General features: G+C 48.6%; 14 protein-coding genes and 1 pseudogene. 3 read left to right on the top strand and 12 right to left on the bottom strand.

The window, feature by feature from the left end; genetic code table 11:
• Nucleotides 1-15: 15 nt before the first annotated feature.
• From ACI1P2_RS12005 to ACI1P2_RS11995, 3 genes are read right to left on the bottom strand one after another with little or no spacing between them, the layout of a single operon-like run.
• Entirely contained in the window at nt 16-918 is a 903-nt protein-coding gene (locus ACI1P2_RS12005) for a hypothetical protein (RefSeq protein ID WP_355320018.1), read from the bottom strand.
• A 55-nt stretch (nt 919-973) separates the two neighbouring features.
• Nucleotides 974-1,507, bottom strand: coding sequence for a YfiT family bacillithiol transferase (locus ACI1P2_RS12000; protein WP_355320016.1), 534 nt, complete (start codon nt 1,505-1,507; stop codon nt 974-976).
• Between the two features lie 27 nt (nt 1,508-1,534).
• Entirely contained in the window at nt 1,535-1,732 is a 198-nt protein-coding gene (locus tag ACI1P2_RS11995) for a VOC family protein (RefSeq protein WP_355320014.1), read from the bottom strand.
• 213 nt (nt 1,733-1,945) lie between these two features.
• Between ACI1P2_RS11995 and ACI1P2_RS11990 the strand changes: the two genes are divergently transcribed.
• On the top strand, nt 1,946-3,937 hold the full coding sequence (locus ACI1P2_RS11990) for a methyl-accepting chemotaxis protein (protein WP_355320012.1): 1,992 nt from the start codon (nt 1,946-1,948) through the stop codon (nt 3,935-3,937).
• 196 nt (nt 3,938-4,133) lie between these two features.
• On the opposite strand, the gene ACI1P2_RS11985 is transcribed toward ACI1P2_RS11990, so the two are convergent.
• Nucleotides 4,134-4,238: a YjcZ family sporulation protein gene (locus ACI1P2_RS11985; RefSeq protein WP_355320010.1), complete on the bottom strand. Its 105-nt coding sequence runs from the start codon at nt 4,236-4,238 to the stop codon at nt 4,134-4,136.
• Nucleotides 4,239-4,545: 307 nt separating this feature from the next.
• Nucleotides 4,546-7,042: pseudogene (locus tag ACI1P2_RS11980) on the bottom strand (DUF5695 domain-containing protein); the annotation flags it as partial.
• Nucleotides 7,043-7,349: 307 nt separating this feature from the next.
• On the opposite strand from ACI1P2_RS11980, the gene ACI1P2_RS11975 reads away from it, so the two are divergent.
• Both ACI1P2_RS11975 and ACI1P2_RS11970 read left to right on the top strand, forming a co-directional pair.
• Nucleotides 7,350-7,727: a GNAT family N-acetyltransferase gene (locus tag ACI1P2_RS11975; RefSeq protein ID WP_355320009.1), complete on the top strand. Its 378-nt coding sequence runs from the start codon at nt 7,350-7,352 to the stop codon at nt 7,725-7,727.
• 231 nt (nt 7,728-7,958) lie between these two features.
• The gene (locus ACI1P2_RS11970; protein WP_355320007.1) at nt 7,959-9,323 is read left to right on the top strand and encodes a PepSY-associated TM helix domain-containing protein; all 1,365 of its coding nucleotides are present in this window, start codon (nt 7,959-7,961) and stop codon (nt 9,321-9,323) included.
• A 93-nt stretch (nt 9,324-9,416) separates the two neighbouring features.
• On the opposite strand, the gene ACI1P2_RS11965 is transcribed toward ACI1P2_RS11970, so the two are convergent.
• The 7 genes from ACI1P2_RS11965 to ACI1P2_RS11935 form a co-directional block, all read right to left on the bottom strand.
• Nucleotides 9,417-10,427 carry an aldose 1-epimerase gene (locus ACI1P2_RS11965; RefSeq protein WP_355320006.1) on the bottom strand — a complete coding sequence of 337 codons (1,011 nt, stop codon included), beginning with the start codon at nt 10,425-10,427 and terminating at the stop codon, nt 9,417-9,419.
• Nucleotides 10,428-10,469: 42 nt separating this feature from the next.
• Nucleotides 10,470-12,230 (bottom strand): glycoside hydrolase family 2 protein, encoded by a 1,761-nt coding sequence (locus ACI1P2_RS11960; RefSeq protein WP_355320004.1) that lies wholly within the window; start codon nt 12,228-12,230, stop codon nt 10,470-10,472.
• A 42-nt stretch (nt 12,231-12,272) separates the two neighbouring features.
• The gene (locus ACI1P2_RS11955; protein WP_355320003.1) at nt 12,273-13,079 is read right to left on the bottom strand and encodes a carbohydrate ABC transporter permease; all 807 of its coding nucleotides are present in this window, start codon (nt 13,077-13,079) and stop codon (nt 12,273-12,275) included.
• A complete protein-coding gene (locus ACI1P2_RS11950; protein ID WP_355320001.1) occupies nt 13,079-13,969 on the bottom strand; it encodes a carbohydrate ABC transporter permease in 891 nt (296 codons plus the stop codon). The genes ACI1P2_RS11955 and ACI1P2_RS11950 overlap by 1 nt, the downstream gene beginning before the upstream one ends.
• A 19-nt stretch (nt 13,970-13,988) precedes the next feature.
• Entirely contained in the window at nt 13,989-15,299 is a 1,311-nt protein-coding gene (locus ACI1P2_RS11945; protein ID WP_355319999.1) for an ABC transporter substrate-binding protein, read from the bottom strand.
• A gap of 420 nt (nt 15,300-15,719) precedes the next feature.
• A complete protein-coding gene (locus ACI1P2_RS11940; RefSeq protein WP_355319997.1) occupies nt 15,720-16,769 on the bottom strand; it encodes an aldo/keto reductase in 1,050 nt (349 codons plus the stop codon).
• A gap of 149 nt (nt 16,770-16,918) precedes the next feature.
• Complete coding sequence (locus ACI1P2_RS11935; protein ID WP_355319995.1) at nt 16,919-17,512, bottom strand: TetR/AcrR family transcriptional regulator; 594 nt, start codon at nt 17,510-17,512, stop codon at nt 16,919-16,921.
• Between the last annotated feature and the right edge of the window lie 53 nt (nt 17,513-17,565).

Below are 17,565 nucleotides of genomic sequence, written 5' to 3'. Positions count from 1 at the left end.
TCCTGATCTAGCTTATCATTCGATTCTGTTAAAGTTCCGCAGCGTTCTGAGAGCCTGCAGTGTGAGCACACCCTGCCACTCTCTCTTGGCATCCGCCCATTCCTTTTCATACTGGTGCCAATCCCAGCTCGGTTCCCACGAACCGTCTTCAGCCTGGCTATGAACAAGCAGGTCCAGCTCGGCGGGAATCACTTCCTCATACTTTTTATAGTAATGAGAGGCAGGAGAATCAACCACCTGAAGCGGAGTTGCGGTGTATCCTGTCCGCTCGCCGGTACGGATATCCACGCATCGATCCATGAACAGTTCAAGCTTGTCAGCGATTCTTCTTCCCCGCTCACTGTCCAATCTTTCCGCCAGGTGCAAATAACAGAACAGCTCGTGCATCTCAGACAAATCGCATTCATTCAGCAGGTATTCAACAGCATGATCGATCAATTCATTCAGACTCATAAATTTATAAACAGACCGGTAATCCATAAAAAAAGCGAGGATATCCGCATTCGGATTGCCCCAATGGTCCCTGAACGCTCCATAATTCCACCAAACGGCTCTCGGATGGTTCTCCGCTTCCCTCGGAATGATGTCCCAGCCTTTGATATCCGGCAGATATGTATCTTCAAGATAATCCAGCGCGCTTAGAATCATGTCTCTACGAAGCTCCGAGGGTTCTCCTATCTGCAATATCTCCAGACCCCATGTTGTTGCCAAAGCGGAAGACTCCGGGCAGCGGAGGTCCGCCTCCAAACCGTGCCCGAAACCGCCGTCTCCATTCTGATATCGCTTCAGCTCCGCAAGCACCGCATGGAAAGAACCGGACTCGAATTCATACTCAAACAAGGCGCGTTCCAGCCTTCTGGCCTTATGTTTCATAAAAGCGGCGGCCCGCTCAACGCCGCTGCGGGTCAAAAATTCCATAGGCCCAACCTCCTTTGTGTGCTAATACGGGCAGTGTAATAGATGATAGCTAAGCTTACCAGCCTTCACGTTCCGCCAGGCTTTGAATTTGAGCCGTATGATGCCTTACATGCCAGGCGAATCTTTGCATAGCTGCATTCAGCGTCATGCCGCCAAGCTGTTCGTTTCTGAACGTTTTCTGATAATCTTCTTCGCTCAGCGTATGCAGCAATGCTGTAAAACGGGCATGCACCGCTTCAATCAGCAGCAGCGAGGCTTCCGCCTCCGCCGTATGATAATCCCCGCATTCAGCCCATGCCTCCTGACGGTACCCGGGAATGATCGGATTATCCTCCGTCAATCCGCGTCTGAAACGAACATATGCGTTCATGTTGTTGTCCGCCAGATGATGGATGACCTGCAGTACAGTCCAGCCTCCAGGGCGGTAAGGAGTCCGCAGCTGCTCCGGCGTCCAGCCTTGTACCAGCTCCCGCAAAATTCGCGGCTGTTCTGCGATTTCGCGGATATACCGCTCCCGCTGCTCTTTCCCGGCCGCAGGCACATATTCAAACTTCCCGACAGGATACCGAAGTTCATCAGAAGTGTTCATATTCATTGCCTCCCAATCGCAGTCATTTCAAAATACCAGCTCACAATCATGATGCTCCCACACATCGAACAAATTGCCGTCAGGGTCTTCGAGCACAAAAAATTTGCCGTACTTCCCTTCATCCGCAATGTTCCCCACCTTTACACCTTCCGACAGCAGGTAAGCATGCAGGGATACAATATTATCTGTGAAAAAAGTAATGACCCACCGTTTCGACTCTATCACATTTTTTTCCTTCCTACCCAGTATACCTGATCCTTTTGTAAAAGATAGACCATCATAGTTTACAGAAACTTAACCCCATTGATATAACACCATCGACTCCATTCTAACAAAATGCAGCAAAATTGTTGGTTTTAAATATACAAATTTGTGGCCCCAAAACCGATATTACTAACACGTTGTGTTATTACAAACAGGTAAAAGGGGTCTTTGGGTATGAAATCAATAACAAGAATGACACTGCATAAGAAACTGATGATCACCTTTATCATCGTTATGCTGATCCCGGCCGTGGCAGTAGGTGCTTTATCCTACAATTCCTCGGCACGCAACTTTGAGCAGCAGTTGCTGGATAATGCGCGCGCAAACGTTGACATTGCCAATAAAATGGTATCACAGCAAATCGGAAGCAAAACGGCCGATATCGAGCATTATGCGCAGCTGTTCAGCGCTCAGGATGCCGCGGACCCGGAAGCATCCGGCCTGCGCGGCAAGCTGGAGCTTTATCTGGCAACCCATCCGGAAGCACAGAACATCTTTATCGGGACGGAAAATCAGGATATTGTACGCGCCCGCGAGGATGCCTCTGACAGTAAAAGCGACCCGCGCGAGCGGCCATGGTATCAGCAGGCTGCGGGGCAGCCCGGACAGACCGTGATTTCCGCTGTTTCCATGAATTCAGACAATATTCCGGTTGTGTTCATCTCACGTACCATTGCCGACGGACGAGGGGTGCTCGGCATGTCTCTTAACCTGACCAAGCTGCAGGAGATGACGGCCATTCAGGTGGGAAAAAGCGGATATATCCTGATCATGGATCAGAATAAGCAGTATGTCACACATCCGACCGAAGAGCTTGGGAAAGTCATCAATGCCGATTATATAGATAAAATATTTGCCGCAGACAAGGATACATTTACATACGACTATGGCGGGCAGACGAAACAGATGACCTTCACCACTAATGAGCTTACCGGCTGGAAGGTGGCGGGAACCATGATGAGCTCCGAAATCACGGATGCCGTCAAGCCGATCCGCAATACGACCCTGATCGTTATTATTGCTTCCATAATTGTAATTGGCATGTTGGCCACGCTGCTTATCCGCTCGCTGCTGAAGCCTTTGAAGCGCCTGCAGCAGAATACGGAGCAGATCAGCGGCGGCGATTTGACAGTACAGGTGGCTACCGCCCGAAATGACGAAATCGGGGAGTTGTCCCGCCACTTCCAGGGGATGGTCGATAACCTGCGCTCCATGATTCTGCAGGTGCAGGAGATGACCGACAGCCTGTCCTCTTCCTCACAGCAGCTTGCGGCAGGGGCTGAGCAGACCACTTCAGCCATTGAGCATGTGACGCTCGCCATGCAGGAGGTTGCCACAGGCACAGAGAAACAGCTGGCGACGATTCGCGAAGGGGATGAGCGGATGCAGGGGATGTCCGCCGAGGTGGATCATATTTCAGCTTCCATGCAGCAGATGTCCGAGATTGCCGCATCCTCCATTGCACTTGCGGACTCCGGAAGCGAAGCGATCGGGGAGGCTGTCATGAAAATGGACAGCATTCAGACAACCGTATCGGAGCTGGACAGTGTTATTGAAGATTTGAATACACGTTCGTCACACATTGGCAGTATCGTAAGCACGATCTCCGAAATTGCCAAGCAAACAAACCTGCTGTCCCTGAACGCATCTATCGAGGCTGCCCGTGCAGGCGAGCATGGCCGCGGGTTCAGCGTTGTTGCGACAGAGGTCCGCAAATTGGCCGAGCTGTCCGCACAGTCCGCCCAACAGATTACCGAGCTGATTCACGATATCCAATCCGGTGTGGCAACCGCCTCGGACCGGATGGATGCGGCGAAGGAACGCGTCGGCGAAGGCATTACAGTCGTGGATCTTTCCGGACGCTCCTTCTCCCGCATCCGCAAGTCAGTCGCCAAGTCGGCGCAGCAAATCGATTCTATCGCCGCAGCAGCTGCTGAGCTCGCCCAGAATACCGTCACTGTTGTTCAGGCCATGGAAGAGGTCGGCCGTCTTTCCCAGGAAACAGCGGGCAATTCAGAGACGGTGTCCGCTGCGGCACAGCAGCAGCTTGCTTCCATGGAGGAGATTGGCAGCTCTGCCACGGATCTGACCCGGATGGCCGAACAGCTTCAGCAGCTGGTCGCGCGCTTTAAACTGCATCCTTCCCACGGTGAAGCAGACCAATAATGGTTACTCTCAACTGGATGTTGGAATGCAGGATGACATTGGAGAATGACCTCCAAAGGGAAGAATCTTTGTCAACAGTTCGACATTCTGATTAACCCTGCCGATTATAAAAACCGGGTTCCCTAGTTAAATATGGGAACCCGGTTTTTATATAACAAATACAGGGACTGTTCCAATGTTCCCGCCGGTTACTGAATCATATCCACCATGCTCTTGTAATGATTACAAGCAGAATAAACAATACCAGGATTGCACCTGTAGATGTAAAAGGATGGTGCAAATGATGTTTAACATGACTCATTAATAATTACCTCCTTGGTTATTTGATATGCTTCAGTGTATGTTCTGAGTTGCCCTTAGGCAGGGCTTTTCGGCAATTATTCATGAAACAAGCAGCCTCGGTCCAATAAAGCTTGGGACCGAGGCTGCTTAACTGATTTAATCTTCTTCACTCTTTACAAGGTGCAATCATCACGTTTTTCAAGAGCCTCGCCGCAGTTCGATCGTATAAGCGGCAGCCGTCCCGATGCCCAGCTCGGCAACAGCTGGTTGTCCGCTCGCGGCAGTCAGATTACCGGCCGCATTGCCGTTGATTAAAATATTATACGATCCAGGCTGCAATCCGGTAAATGTCACTTTAGTCGTATGGGCGGTTCCTGACGTAGCGTTGGCCAGCGAGAAGCGGATATAGCTTTTGTCCTTGGCCACGGTGGCCGTGGTGTAGGTGTCGCGCTCCAATGACATGCCCAGCTTTTCCGTAATCAGATTCAGTCTCTGGAACACGCCGTCCTTCGGCGTTACTACATAATTGCCCCCATCCACGGTCACATCACAGCCGTAGCCGTACAAACCGAAGAGCGGGTCGACAGCCACGTCGGCGCTCAATATTTTGATCGCGCCCCACAAGCCGAGATCGGCTTCCCCGGACATCCCGCGCCAGCCATTGAACAGTGGTCCTCCTCCAAGACCGAGCGCTCCATAATTGCCCTTCGTCATCTGGTAGGTCCAGGCCACCGCGCCGATATCGGCCGGATCGGAGCTGATCTGCCCTGAGTTGATCGCACTGAGATTGCCAAGCTTGGAGGCATAGGTCAGGCGCTGCTCAATCTCCGGTTTCGTGGAATAATTGCGCACCCAGTCGTCCATCGCATAACCTTGCAGAGCGACGGTATACTGGAAGTTCCACCACGGCTCCCCGGTAATGGTGACTGGCACGGAGTAAAAATACCATAGCGGCATATGCCCGCGGGTCGCCCGTACCTTGGTGTTGATTTTTCCCATCATCTGCTGGTTATTGTTCATCTTGGCCAGCGTATAGACAGATTCCTCGCCGGTATTGTCGTAGTTGTACTCTGAACCGTATGGGTACGTTGTATTTTTGAAGTTGTTGTATTTGGTTGTCATTTTGCTTGCAAGGTCGTTGGCCTGGGCCGTATAACCCTCATCCCTTAGGGCCTTGATGATGTCAGGTGTCGTCATTTCGCCCATCAGACCGGTATTCCAGTTGTAAGCAACCGGTCCTTCGTAAAGGGCTTTAAAAATATTGTAAGCGCGCAGCAGATACGTTGTACGGGGCTGGATATAATTAACCATGCCCGGGTACAGCTTGGCAATCTTGTACATGCTGAAGTAGGTGTTATATACGTGCGGATAAGCATATCCCCGGTAAGTCGGCGTCGTATTCGGCTCAGGCATTAAAAAGTCATGAATGAGATAGTCCGAATGATGTCCGTTCATAAGATTGGTCCAAATTGCCGTCTCCAGATACTGATCCACGGCCCTGATTTCCGAGGCAACGGGCTTCTGCACATTTTTCTCAGCCAAAAATTGACCGTGCGTATATCCCCAATCGTCCCCCCAGCCCCAATATCCGTTAAAAACATTTCGGCGCGAATGGGTCTGCATCATCCAGTCATCAAATACTTTGTCGCGCAAATCACCGGGCACATTCCACTGCTGCTTCTCGACCATAAACGTCGCATGGCGCTGCAGAGCGCTGCCGATCGGCTCGATGGCGTAAAATTGCAGCACAGTTTTTTCGCCATTTCCGTAGTTGACGGTAATGTTATTTGCGCCCAGGCGGCTGAGCCGCAGTGAATACAGGTTGTGGCCTCCCGCAGCGGTACCGATCGGGGTGAGCGTCGTCTGGGAAGGGTACTGCGCGGTAACCGACGTGATCGTTTTTTTCGTGCGCAGGCTGAACTTGGCGGTCTGGTCCGTCGGCACGATCATGCCCGGGATGACGGTAACATCGATCATGCCTTCTTCGTACAGCCTGTCTTTTACCGCCTGCTCATTCGCAGCTTTAAAAAACTTGAATGCATACGTTTTGCTTTCTCCCGGCGCGAGTACGAGGCTCGTATTCGGTAAATAGCCGCGACCCGTGCTCTTAATCACGTTGGAATGAATATAGAACACCGTCAAACCTTCGGACCAGCCGCCCTGATCGGCAGCCCATGTGCTCCCTTGATGCTCTTCGACCCGCCAGTTGTCCATATATTCAAAGCCTGCGCCGGTGGAGCTGTCGGGCACCATAAGAAGCGTGTTTCCGATTCCGCTCGGCCGCTGCACGGTAATAAAGGAACTGCTGTTGGCCACATTGGAGTGGGTAACAACCCGGGTTTCATAAATTTGTTCGTTATTGCCCCCTGACCAATACTCATTGAATGGCAGCGGCAAACCGAAGTCCCCGATTTCAAGTGTTTGTCCACTTGTATTCGTTACCGTAATCGACCAGCGCAAATAATCGCTGACCAGAGAATAGGATTCATCCACTTTAAAATTGCGAATTCCCTGCGCATTGCCGGAGTTTTGATAGGTTACGTTGATTGTGCTGCCGTTCTGACTCATTGTTCGTCCATTAGCGGAACGGCTGCTCCAGGCTGTTGTCCAGGCTCCATTATTCAGGCGGTACGTAAACATCAGCTCGCCCAGCCATTGGTGATCGGAAGTATTCTGCTGCGGAGCGTTGCCGGCATTCATCACATAGTTGGTCGGAAAGCTGTCACCGACGATCTGCAGGTTCGTAATTTCTCCGTAATCTCCGGTCGTCACCCGAAAGTTGCCGTTTGAGATCGTATAGGAAGCCTTGATGTTTCCTCTCATATGCAGTTCCTCCTTCATCTAATCAATCAGAATGACCAAAGACAGCAACCTCCACAGCACCCTTCCGCTCTGTTAGCGGAACACTAATACTTTGCATACCACCTCCCTTCATATATCATGGGATAGGTGAACGCTTTCATTTGCTTGATAATAGAGAGAATTTCGGACTGCTTGTTTCTCTCTATAACTCTACTATATGATTTTGTATAAAATTTGGAAATCAATTCCTGTCCCTTTTTTTGCTCCGCTTATGGTGATTTTCTTTTAATATAGTAAATATAATTTCACTGCAAAGGAGCCCTGCAGAATGGTTGAACAAGAAATACATAATAAAGGACTCATCTATACGCTAAGATCCGCAATACATAATGATGCACAGCAGCTTTCAGCGCTAAGGGTGCAGATTGATGGCGAGACCGAATATCTGGACAGGGAAGCGGGGGAGGCTTTTATAGATATTCCGGGCTTTGAGCGATTGATAAAAACAGACACAGAGAAGCCTTGTAACTTGTTTCTGGTGGCCGAGGTCGGTGACCGGATCGTCGGATTTTCCAGATGCGAGGGCTTTGATCTAAAACGGTTTTCACATAAGGTGGAATTCGGGGTATGTGTGCTGAAGAACGACAAGCGGCTTGCCGACGGCAAGTTTTATAATACCGTGGTCATGGGCAGGTTAAAAGAATAGCAACCAAAAAGCCGTCCCCTCTCTGCAGAGAGCTGAAGGACGGCTTGTTCGTATTGCTAACTAAATATGGCGCTCTTCTGCAATGCTATTCATAGGATTTCAAGAATTCTTCACAATACTGAACAAAACTGGCCCGTTCGAGTCATATTTTTTTATGCATCATTAAACTATTATTATTTTGTTCTGATCGATACACAGCTGAAACTACTATAATAATAGAAGGAGATTGATATGCACAACAAAAACACATTTAACCCTTTCCGAAGACTTCATTTTTATGCCGCTTGGTTTATTACACCCCTGCTTTTAACATTGACCCTGTCGGGCATCGGTTATTTATTTTATACGGATGTCGAAAATAACATGTATCAAAAAGAATTTTTCGGACAAAGCGATGTAAAAGTAAAGCAAGATGTAGATGCAGCTATTAAGGAAATAAGCGGCAAATACCCGGGTTATAACATTGAAAAAATCAGCATGATGGAGGAACCCTACAACAACAGAGTTACGATCGGCAATGAGGAAGGCGAATCTCGTTATATTTTTCTGGACAACAACAATCAAATCGTCGCTGCTCAAAATGCTAAGTACACGTACTCTAATTTCATGAGAAACTTTCATAGTTCCCTTTTTACGGAAAGCACATTTATCCGCTATTTAGTTGAATTGACTGCTTGTTGGACCATATTTCTAATTGTCTCAGGTACATATATGACTTTTAAAAAGAAGCTGCTTGCCATCAAGCCGAAACAAGGAACCAACAAGCTTAAATTTCAAAAGATTCATGCTATATTGGGACTTGTCATTGCAATACCTTTAGTTGTCATTGTATTAACGGGAATCCCTTGGTCTGTGTTTATGGGAAGTCATATTAGCAAGTTTGGTCAAGAGCATCCTGAATTAGACAGAACCGAATTGCGTTATAACCCGCCGCAATCTGATGTAGATGAGATTCCTTGGGCTACAAGAAGCCTGGATCAACCTGCCTCGAATCATACAGGACATGCCGATCATCATTCTGCTGCAAACGTTAATATTAGCAATCCGAATCAACAAAGCTTGGATTCTATCATAAACAAAGCGCAAAACGAAAATATTGTCAGACCGTTTTCGATCGTCTACCCTGCAAATGAACAAGGCGTGTTTACCGTTTCCAAAGGAAGCAATTCAGGCGTCACCGGGCTGGATGTTAGCCCGCAAGAAGAAACAACCGCATATTTCGATCAATATTCCGGTGAATTCATTGCCAGAATAAACTTTGATGATTATGGGATTATAGGAAAGTGGTTTACCTGGGGAATTCCTCTTCATGAAGGACACTTGTTTGGAATGGCTAATAAAATTCTAAACTTGATAGTTTGCATCGCATTCCTTGCAGCAATAGTTATGGGGTTTGTTTCATGGATGAAAAAAATGAAACCTGGTGATGTAAATCGGCCTAAACGAATAAATAAACCATGGTCTATAGGAGCTATGTTAACCTTATTGATACTAGGAATATTAATGCCCCTGTTTGGTTTATCTATATTAATCATATTTATTATTGAAACTATCATCTACTACTCTACTAAGAACAAAGCACAGACTGTAGGGTAAAGTGTGACAGATGTTCAACTTCATAATGAAAGAACAGGAGCAAACTGCTCCTGTTCTTTCATTATCTTGGTGAAAAGAGAGACGATCCCACTGTTATAGCCCCGCATCGCCTTTCCGTACATAAAATCTGCTGCTCTCTTCCCAGATCTCCCCTGGCTGCAGACTGAATACTCCCACTTCTTCAGCCTGCAAGTCAAGGTTGGGACCATTAACCAGATTGGTCTGGGGTTCCGGACAGAAGAAGCCCTCCTGTGCGCCATTGTTCCAAATCATCCATTGTTTATAAGAGGTCCCAGCATCATAGATGAGCGTAATTCCCCGCGCCGTATCGTGCAGCTCCATCCGGTTGCGCCCGTTTTGCGGCACGGCCGTGTAATGGTTATCCATCTCGGCAAAGAAAGGATAAACCCCGCCGTCACGCATCTGTTCTTCCTCCTGCACAAGCAGTTGGAAACGTGTCGTCGGCATCATACGGCCGTCCAGCTCCCATCTCTGCCCGAGCGTCAGCTTCAGCTTGTAATCCCTGGCCGAACCCTCCGCGGCAAACGGGGCATTAACGGACGTATGAAATGCAAGCAGGCAAGGCATCACGGTGCTGCCATGATTGCGGACCCTCACATGCTGCATTAGCCCGTCGCCGCTAAGCGAATACCGCAAAGTAATGCTGAAGTGGAAAGGAAACACCGCGTATACCGGATGATTTTCATCAATGGTAATCGAGACGGATACAAAGCTTTCCTGCTCTGTCTGTCCATACTCATCCACAGTCCATGGTATGTTATACAAAAAGCCGTGCAGATGGTTGCCTGTAGCCTCTTCATTGACAGGCAGCTGCAGTGTGCGCCCATTCCAGGCAAACCGCCCGTCCTCATAGCGGTTCGGCGGGAACAGCACCGGGATGCCGTGAATCATGGGCCTTGCCTTGAAGGCCTCCATCTCTTCCGGAGCCGGTTCATGCAGGAAGCGGCACAACAGCTCATGGTCACGGAATGCGACCAGATTGCCGCCGAACTCCGGAAGCATAACGGCCTCGTAAGGACCGTAGCGCAGCCAAACCGCTTTTTCCCCTTGATATTCGCCCTCCCAGGACGCACTTGTGAACATATTCTTCCTCCACTCCAAAAAAATCTGTGAATCACAACTGCCTTAAGCCAAATTGATTTCCCGGATCACTTCAAGCGGTACCTTCGGCTGACGGTCCTCCGTCAACAGCCCGTTGACCTCCTGCTGCACATCGGTGATTTGTGTGTAGCAATAACCCGCGATGTAAGGAGTAGCCTTAATCGCTGCGGTGATGGCGCGGAACCGTTCGATAAAGGCTTCCTCGGAATCCACCTGATTCCCGTATCCCCAACCTTTATCCGTGCGGAACGCAATGCCTCCGAATTCGCTGACAATAATCGGCTGTCCCCGATAGGCATATCCTTCCGCAAACGCGCGTTTCCATTGATTAAAGGAGATTTGGTTGTTTACGATGCTCTCCTTGTCCTGATACCGCTGCAGAAACTCTTCACCCTTCTCCACATAGTCATGCAGGGTCAAAATATCCGAGACCGTATGCTCCCATCCGTCATTGGTAACGACCGGGCGATACGGATCGATTGCTTTCGTAAGATGATAGATGCCTTCCGTAAACTGCTGCTGATTTACATCATGCTCAATCCTCTGAATGCCCCATGATTCATTGAACGGGACCCAGGTGATAATGCTTGGATGATTGTACTGCTGCGGCACAATCTCCAGCCATTCCCTCGTAAAGCGGTTGACCGCGTCGTCATTAAACTCGAAGGTAGCCGCCATTTCCGACCAGACCAGCATGCCCTTCACATCACACCAGTATAAAAAGCGCGGGTCTTCCAGCTTCATATGCTTACGAAGCCCGTTGTAGCCCATCGCGGCGGTTTTATCGATATCCTCGATGAGTGCTTCCTCGGACGGAGGCGTCAGATGGCTGTCCGGCCAATAGCCCTGATCCAGAATCAGCCGCTGATAGAGCGGGGCGTTATTCAGCAGAATCTGCCCGTTCTCAATCGATATTTTCCGCATGCCGAAATAGGAGTACACCCGATCGCGCTCCTGCTCGCCCTCATACAGAGCAAACTCCACATCGTACAGATTTGGCGAGGCCGGCGACCATAGGCTCTGCTTCCATGGGCCGCCGGCCTCGTGAAGCACATTGACCTCTACCGTAATCCAGGATCTGTCGACGGATAAGCCGACCGTTCTCACAGACTGTCCCTTCAGCTCGATTGCCGCCTCCAAACGTAGATTGTTCTTGCCTTCGAATCCCTTGAACTGGAAGTCAAAGCGGATCATATGGCGGTCGATATCGGGCGTCATTTTGACCGCTTCAATTCTTGCCTCATTCACATGCTCCAGCCACACACTTTTCCAGATCCCCGTGCTCTGCACATAAAAGCATTCAAAATTCTGATCCACCCAGCGCTGTTTTCCCCGCGGCTGCGTGCAGCTCTGGCTGTCCTCCACTTCAAGCACAATATTGTTTTCCGATCCATACTTGATATAAGACGTGATATCAAACGAAAACGCAGCATAAGCACCTTCATGCTCGCCGGCAAGCACACCGTTCACCCAGCATTTTGCTTTATAATCCACACCCTGAAAGTGCAGAATCGTTCTGTTCACTGCCGCCTCCTGCGGGATTACTACACTTCTACGGTACCAGACGAGGGGATGGAAATCCTCAACTCCGATCCCGCTCGCTTTCGTCTCATAGGTAAATGGCACGATAATTTTTTGCCCTTCCGGAAAATGGTTGAACCATTGCTCCTTTTCCCCAACCCCTTCATCATCAAAGCAAAAGTCCCATTCCCCGTTCAAGTCCAGCCATTGTTTGCGTACAAATTGCGGCCGCGGATAATCTTTGATATAAGCTTTAGTAGTCATACGGTTTCCACCTATCCCCTTGATATATTTAGAATCTGCCGGTCATCCCTTGATGCCGGACATGCTGATTCCTTTTACGATCTGCTTTTCGAAAATGATAAACAAGATAATAATCGGCACGGAAGCCACCGCGTTGATGACCATCGGTTTGACGTAATCCTCCGAGTATTGCCCCATCAGTGTGGGAATGCCCATTGGCAGTGTGAACAAATTGTCGTCCGTAATGGAAAGGAAGGGCCACAGGAAGTTGTTCCATGAGCCGATAAAGGTCAGAATCGCCATGGAAGCCATGGCCGGACGGGTCAGGGGCAACATAATATTCATGAAAATTCTCCAGATGCCGCCGCCGTCAATCTGCACGCTCTCCAGCAGGTCATTGGGTATGCCATCGAAAAAGCTTTTCAGCACAATTACAGCCACCGGAGAAGCCAGCGCCGGAATAATGAGCCCGCTGTATGAATTCAGCAGATGCAAATCCTTGGCTACCTGATAGAGCGGAATAATGGTCGCTTCTCCGGGAATGAGCAGCCCGCCCAGGATGAAGAAGAACATAAATGTCCGATAACGAAACGGCACTTTGGACAGAGCAAACCCCGCCATGGCGGCGAAAATCACGGTCAGCACCGTGACAATCACGGCTACCAGCAAGCTGTTGACGATCCACTGGGACAGCTTTGTGGTCATCAACACCTCCTGATAAACAGCCAGCGAATACGGCGGCTTGAACCAGTCCAGCACGGTAATGATCTTCATGCCCTCTTCCTTGACCGACACGACCAGCATCCAGACGAGCGGAGCCGCAAACATAAGCGCCATGATCGCGGAGCCTATACGATACAGCCATTTCATCAGCCTTCCGCTCCTTTCCGGTTATTAATCCAGTATTGCAGCGCAGACAGCACCAGCAGAATGACGAACAGAATATAGGACATGGTGGCTGCATAACCAAGATTATTGTTTTTAAATCCGGTCTGGTAAATCAGCTGGATGATCGGACGTGTCTGGTCCAGCGGACCGCCGCCTGTGATGACATAAATTTGCATAAAGACCTTGAATGAAGCAATGATTTGCAGCATCGTAATCGTTTTGGTCAGCGGAGTCAGGTACGGAAGGGTGATCCGCCAAAAGATTTGGGAATCGCTCGCCCCGTCCAGCTTGGCCGCCTCGTAAATCTCATCCGGTATTTCCTGCATGGCCGACAGATACAAAATAAAGTTAAACCCGACCGTCCACCACAGGGTGACCACCGTAATGACGACCCAGGCCAGCCCCGTTTCTGTCAGCCAGAAAATTTCGGCATTCTCGGGCAATAACCCGATGACATGCAGTGTTGAATTCACAAGCCCGGTATAAGGCTGGAATACGAACAACCCCAGGTAAGCCGCTACGGCCACGGACAGCACGCTTGGTATAAAAAAGATGATGCGGTAGAACTTTTGCAAAAACGATTTCCGGTTGGCGATCAGCGCCAGCAGCAAGGCCAATACAATCATGGTCGGCGTGCTTAAAATAACGAAAAAGGTTGAATGCCAGAGCGCCTCCCACACTTCTCTGTCCTGCAGCACCTTGCGGAAGTTATCGAGTCCGACAAAACTCATTTTTCGGATCAGCGTCCATTTGTAAAAGGTCATTTCAACGCCTTTAAGCATCGGCCAAATGGTAAACAATCCGTATATGATCAGAAAAGGAAGCAAAAATACCAGCGCCTGAACATCCGCTCTCCATTTTTTGATTTTCATATGCGTCCCTCTTTTGGCACTACTCATTCAGAATTTGCTGAATGGCTGTCTCCATTTTGTCCATCGCTTCCGCCGGAGTCATTTTATTGGTCCATACTTCGTTCAAAAATTTGAATTCCGCATTATCGCGAATTTGCCAGTTTTTCGTGGACTGCTTGCTGAATTTAACGACACTCGCAACCTCGGCGTAATCGCTGCGGTAAGGCATATCCTTATACTCCTGTTTTTCCAGCACAGAAGGCTTGGAAGGAATATGTCCCGCTTTAGCCCAGATCTGACCGTTCTCGGCAACCCAATCGGCAAAAATCATGGCTGCCTTGCGTTTGGCAGGGTCCTCATTCTGGGTCAGCGGCAAAATAATCGTATGGGAATCTCCCCAAGTCGCTTCCTGATCGAAAATTTTCGGAATCGGCATGGCGCCGAACTCAAGCCCTTTCGTTGCTTCCCAGGTACCTGTGGCCCAGACGCCCGTCATCATGATCGCTGCCGTGCCGCTCTGGAAGTTTTTATAGAAGTCCGGATCGTTTTTCTTGATGTAGCCTTCCGTGAACAGCTTCTGCACATAATCAGCCGCCTTAATGCCTTTCTCCTTGTCGATGGACGCCGACTTCAAATCATCCGAAATCACGTCATTGCCGCCCAATTGCGAGTACAAAGCCCACCATAAACGGAATGGGTCATCGTTGGCATTGGACAACGCAAACGGCGTAGCTTTGGCAGGAAGCTTTTCCTTCAATGTCTTGAGGAAGGTCACAAAACCGTCGGCCGATTGCTCAAACACCGGCTTCCCGTCTTCGCCAAGCAGACCCGCATCTTTAAGCAGCTTTTTGTTGTAGTACATAATAAAAGGATGTGTATCGATCGGTACCGCGTAATGCTGTCCGTCTACAGTAACCGCATTCAAGAGATTCTGATTGTAGGTGTTCCAATCCACTCCAGCCTCGGCTCCCGGGGTATCCAGTTCCGTTACAACCCCCTGATCAATCAGGTCGGGCAGCCTGGAGGTATGGGAGATGCCGACGTCCGGTCCAGTCCCGTTGCCTACAGCAGTAACCAGCTTCGTATAATACTCGCCCCAGGCCAGCTTCGTATTTTTCACGGCGATATCCGGGTGCGTTTTGTTAAACTCATCAACCAGCGCCTGCATATTCTCACCATCGCCGCCGTCAAACAGCGTCCAGAAAGACAAAGTCACTTTTCCGTCACCGGACGAATCGCCGCCCCCCTGCTCACTGCTTCCGCCGCTACCGCCACTTCCACCACATCCGCTTAAAACCAGTGAGAACGAAAGCAGCAGTGTCAATGCAAGCCATCCAATCTTCTTTTTCATGCGAATCTCCCCTTTGAAGTAGCTTCATAGATACAGACAATAATATTGTTTAATTACATTATTTTTGTATCTATTGCGGAGTATAAAGCTATTTCGTTATTATGTCAACGCTTTCAAACATATTTTTTGTAAATATACTTGTGAAAGTTGCAAGCTTGATCTCGTTCATCATTTCCGAATCAAGGCACAGCTTACGAGCACCAGAGTACCAGGAATTGCATAACCATTTGTGAAAAGCTCCGGTATGACCTCTCCTCCCGATTGCCGGGGCTATGTTACATCACTTTTAATCATATGACCTGATTTGTACATTATTTTTGTAATAAAGATATATTTAGCCGTTATTAAAAAAACACCTCCAAGCTCATCTCCATATCTATCGACATGGTGACAATCACTTGAAGGTGTTATAGATTTACCTTAGCGGCGCTCGACGGCTACGCCACCAAAGACTCCCCACAGATTTGCTGGGTCATTTAAGTATTTATGAGGAAACCCGAGCTCAATCGCGCTTACCGCGTCGAGCCTTTGCAGTTGTTCCTCCGTAAGCTGCAAATCAAGCATATCCAAATTGCTTTCAAGCTGTCCGACTTTGCTTGCCCCCAGCAAAATGGATGTAACGGACGATTGTGCTCTCAGCCATGCCAGCGCTACATGCGCTGCCGGAGCATTCACTTCATCTGCTACTTTTTTGACTTCATCCACAATATTAAATACCCGCTCATTCAGCATACCATGGTTAGCCATCATGGTTACCCGTGAGCTCCAGCCTTCGGATTCCTTGCTTTGCTGCTGCAAATCTTCTCTTGAATATTTGCCGGTCAAAAGACCGTTGGCCAGAGGTGACCAGGCAACAACCCCAAGCCCCATCTCCTGAGCCATCGGAGTGAGCTCTCTTTCCGATGTTCTCTCGATCAGACTGTGTTCATTTTGCAGGGCGACCAGAGGAGACCACCCTCTCAGGTCGGCGATCGTCTGCATCCGCGAAATCTGCCAGGCCGGCGTATCCGATATTCCTACATAAAGCACCTTGCCCGCTCGTACCAGATCATCCATAGCCCGCAGCACTTCCTCAACCGGCGTCGTGTTGTCCCAGGAGTGCAAATACAGCAGGTCGATATAATCTGTTTTCATTCGCGACAAACTTGCTTCAACCGAGCGGATCATGCTTTTTCTGTGATTTCCGCCTGCATTCGGGTCGCCTTGATGCGTATTCATCGTATATTTCGTGGCAAGCACGATGCGATTACGATGCTCGCCCAGAATTTCACCCAGCATTTTTTCCGAGCTTCCGTTCGTGTATCCACTGGCCGTATCGACAAAATTTCCACCCCGGTCGAGATAAATGTCCAGCATGTTCCGGGCTTCATCCGTGCCTGCGCCCCATCCCCAATCCGTACCGAAAGTCATGGTGCCAAGAGCAAGCTCCGAGACGCGTAATCCGCTTTTTCCTAAGAAATAATATTTCATATATGCCTCCTATAATTGTGTTTGATTTTTTTATAAACTCATCGTTCGATACCCCGTTTTTTATGAATCACCCCCTTCAAGTAATATCTCTCCACCAATTAATAAAAATTGAATGTTCATTCATTTTATAGTTAAAAAAAGAAGGACTCTCATGCTTTGACAGCATCCCAACTCGATTGAATCAAGTCCTTCACATTTTTATCATTAAATTCAAATTCTCTTCTGTAATACTGCTTGGCCAGTTCGGTAACAGGAGCATAAATCAAAACTAACAGCAGCATGGTATCGTAATCTTTAAGCAGCTTCTGTTCTTTGCCTTCCTCAATCAATTTATAAAAAGGCTGGAACATCAAACTGGAGTCTTCAAGATACAAATTCTCGACAAGCGGTGAATTGCAAAATTGTTCATAAAAGAGAAATTCATCTTTATGGTTAAGAATGAATTCAATATAGTTGCTCATGATCAGTTCAAATCTTGCCTTGACCGGCAATGAATGATGGAGCCCTTCGAACATACTCGAACTGATCTTTTGCTCGACATTCAAAAACAGCTTCCTCAGCATATCCTCCTTGTTCTCAAAATAAACATAGATCGTTCCTGGCGATACCTGAGCACGTTTGGCGATTTTCGACATGGAAATTTCGGAAAAACCGATCTCGTTCAAAAGCTGAATGGTTGCCTGAAAAATGGCTTCGTTTTTATTTTTGTCTTTATATCTCATGTCTGAATAATAAACGATCATTCAATTAAAGTCAAACCCGGAATGATCGCAGCCCTCCCTTGTGAACAACACAA

This window comes from Paenibacillus jiangxiensis (genome assembly GCF_046098255.1).
GTDB classification, from domain to species: Bacteria; Bacillota; Bacilli; order Paenibacillales; family Paenibacillaceae; genus Paenibacillus; species Paenibacillus jiagnxiensis.
This window is presented reverse-complemented; position numbering and strand designations above follow the sequence as displayed.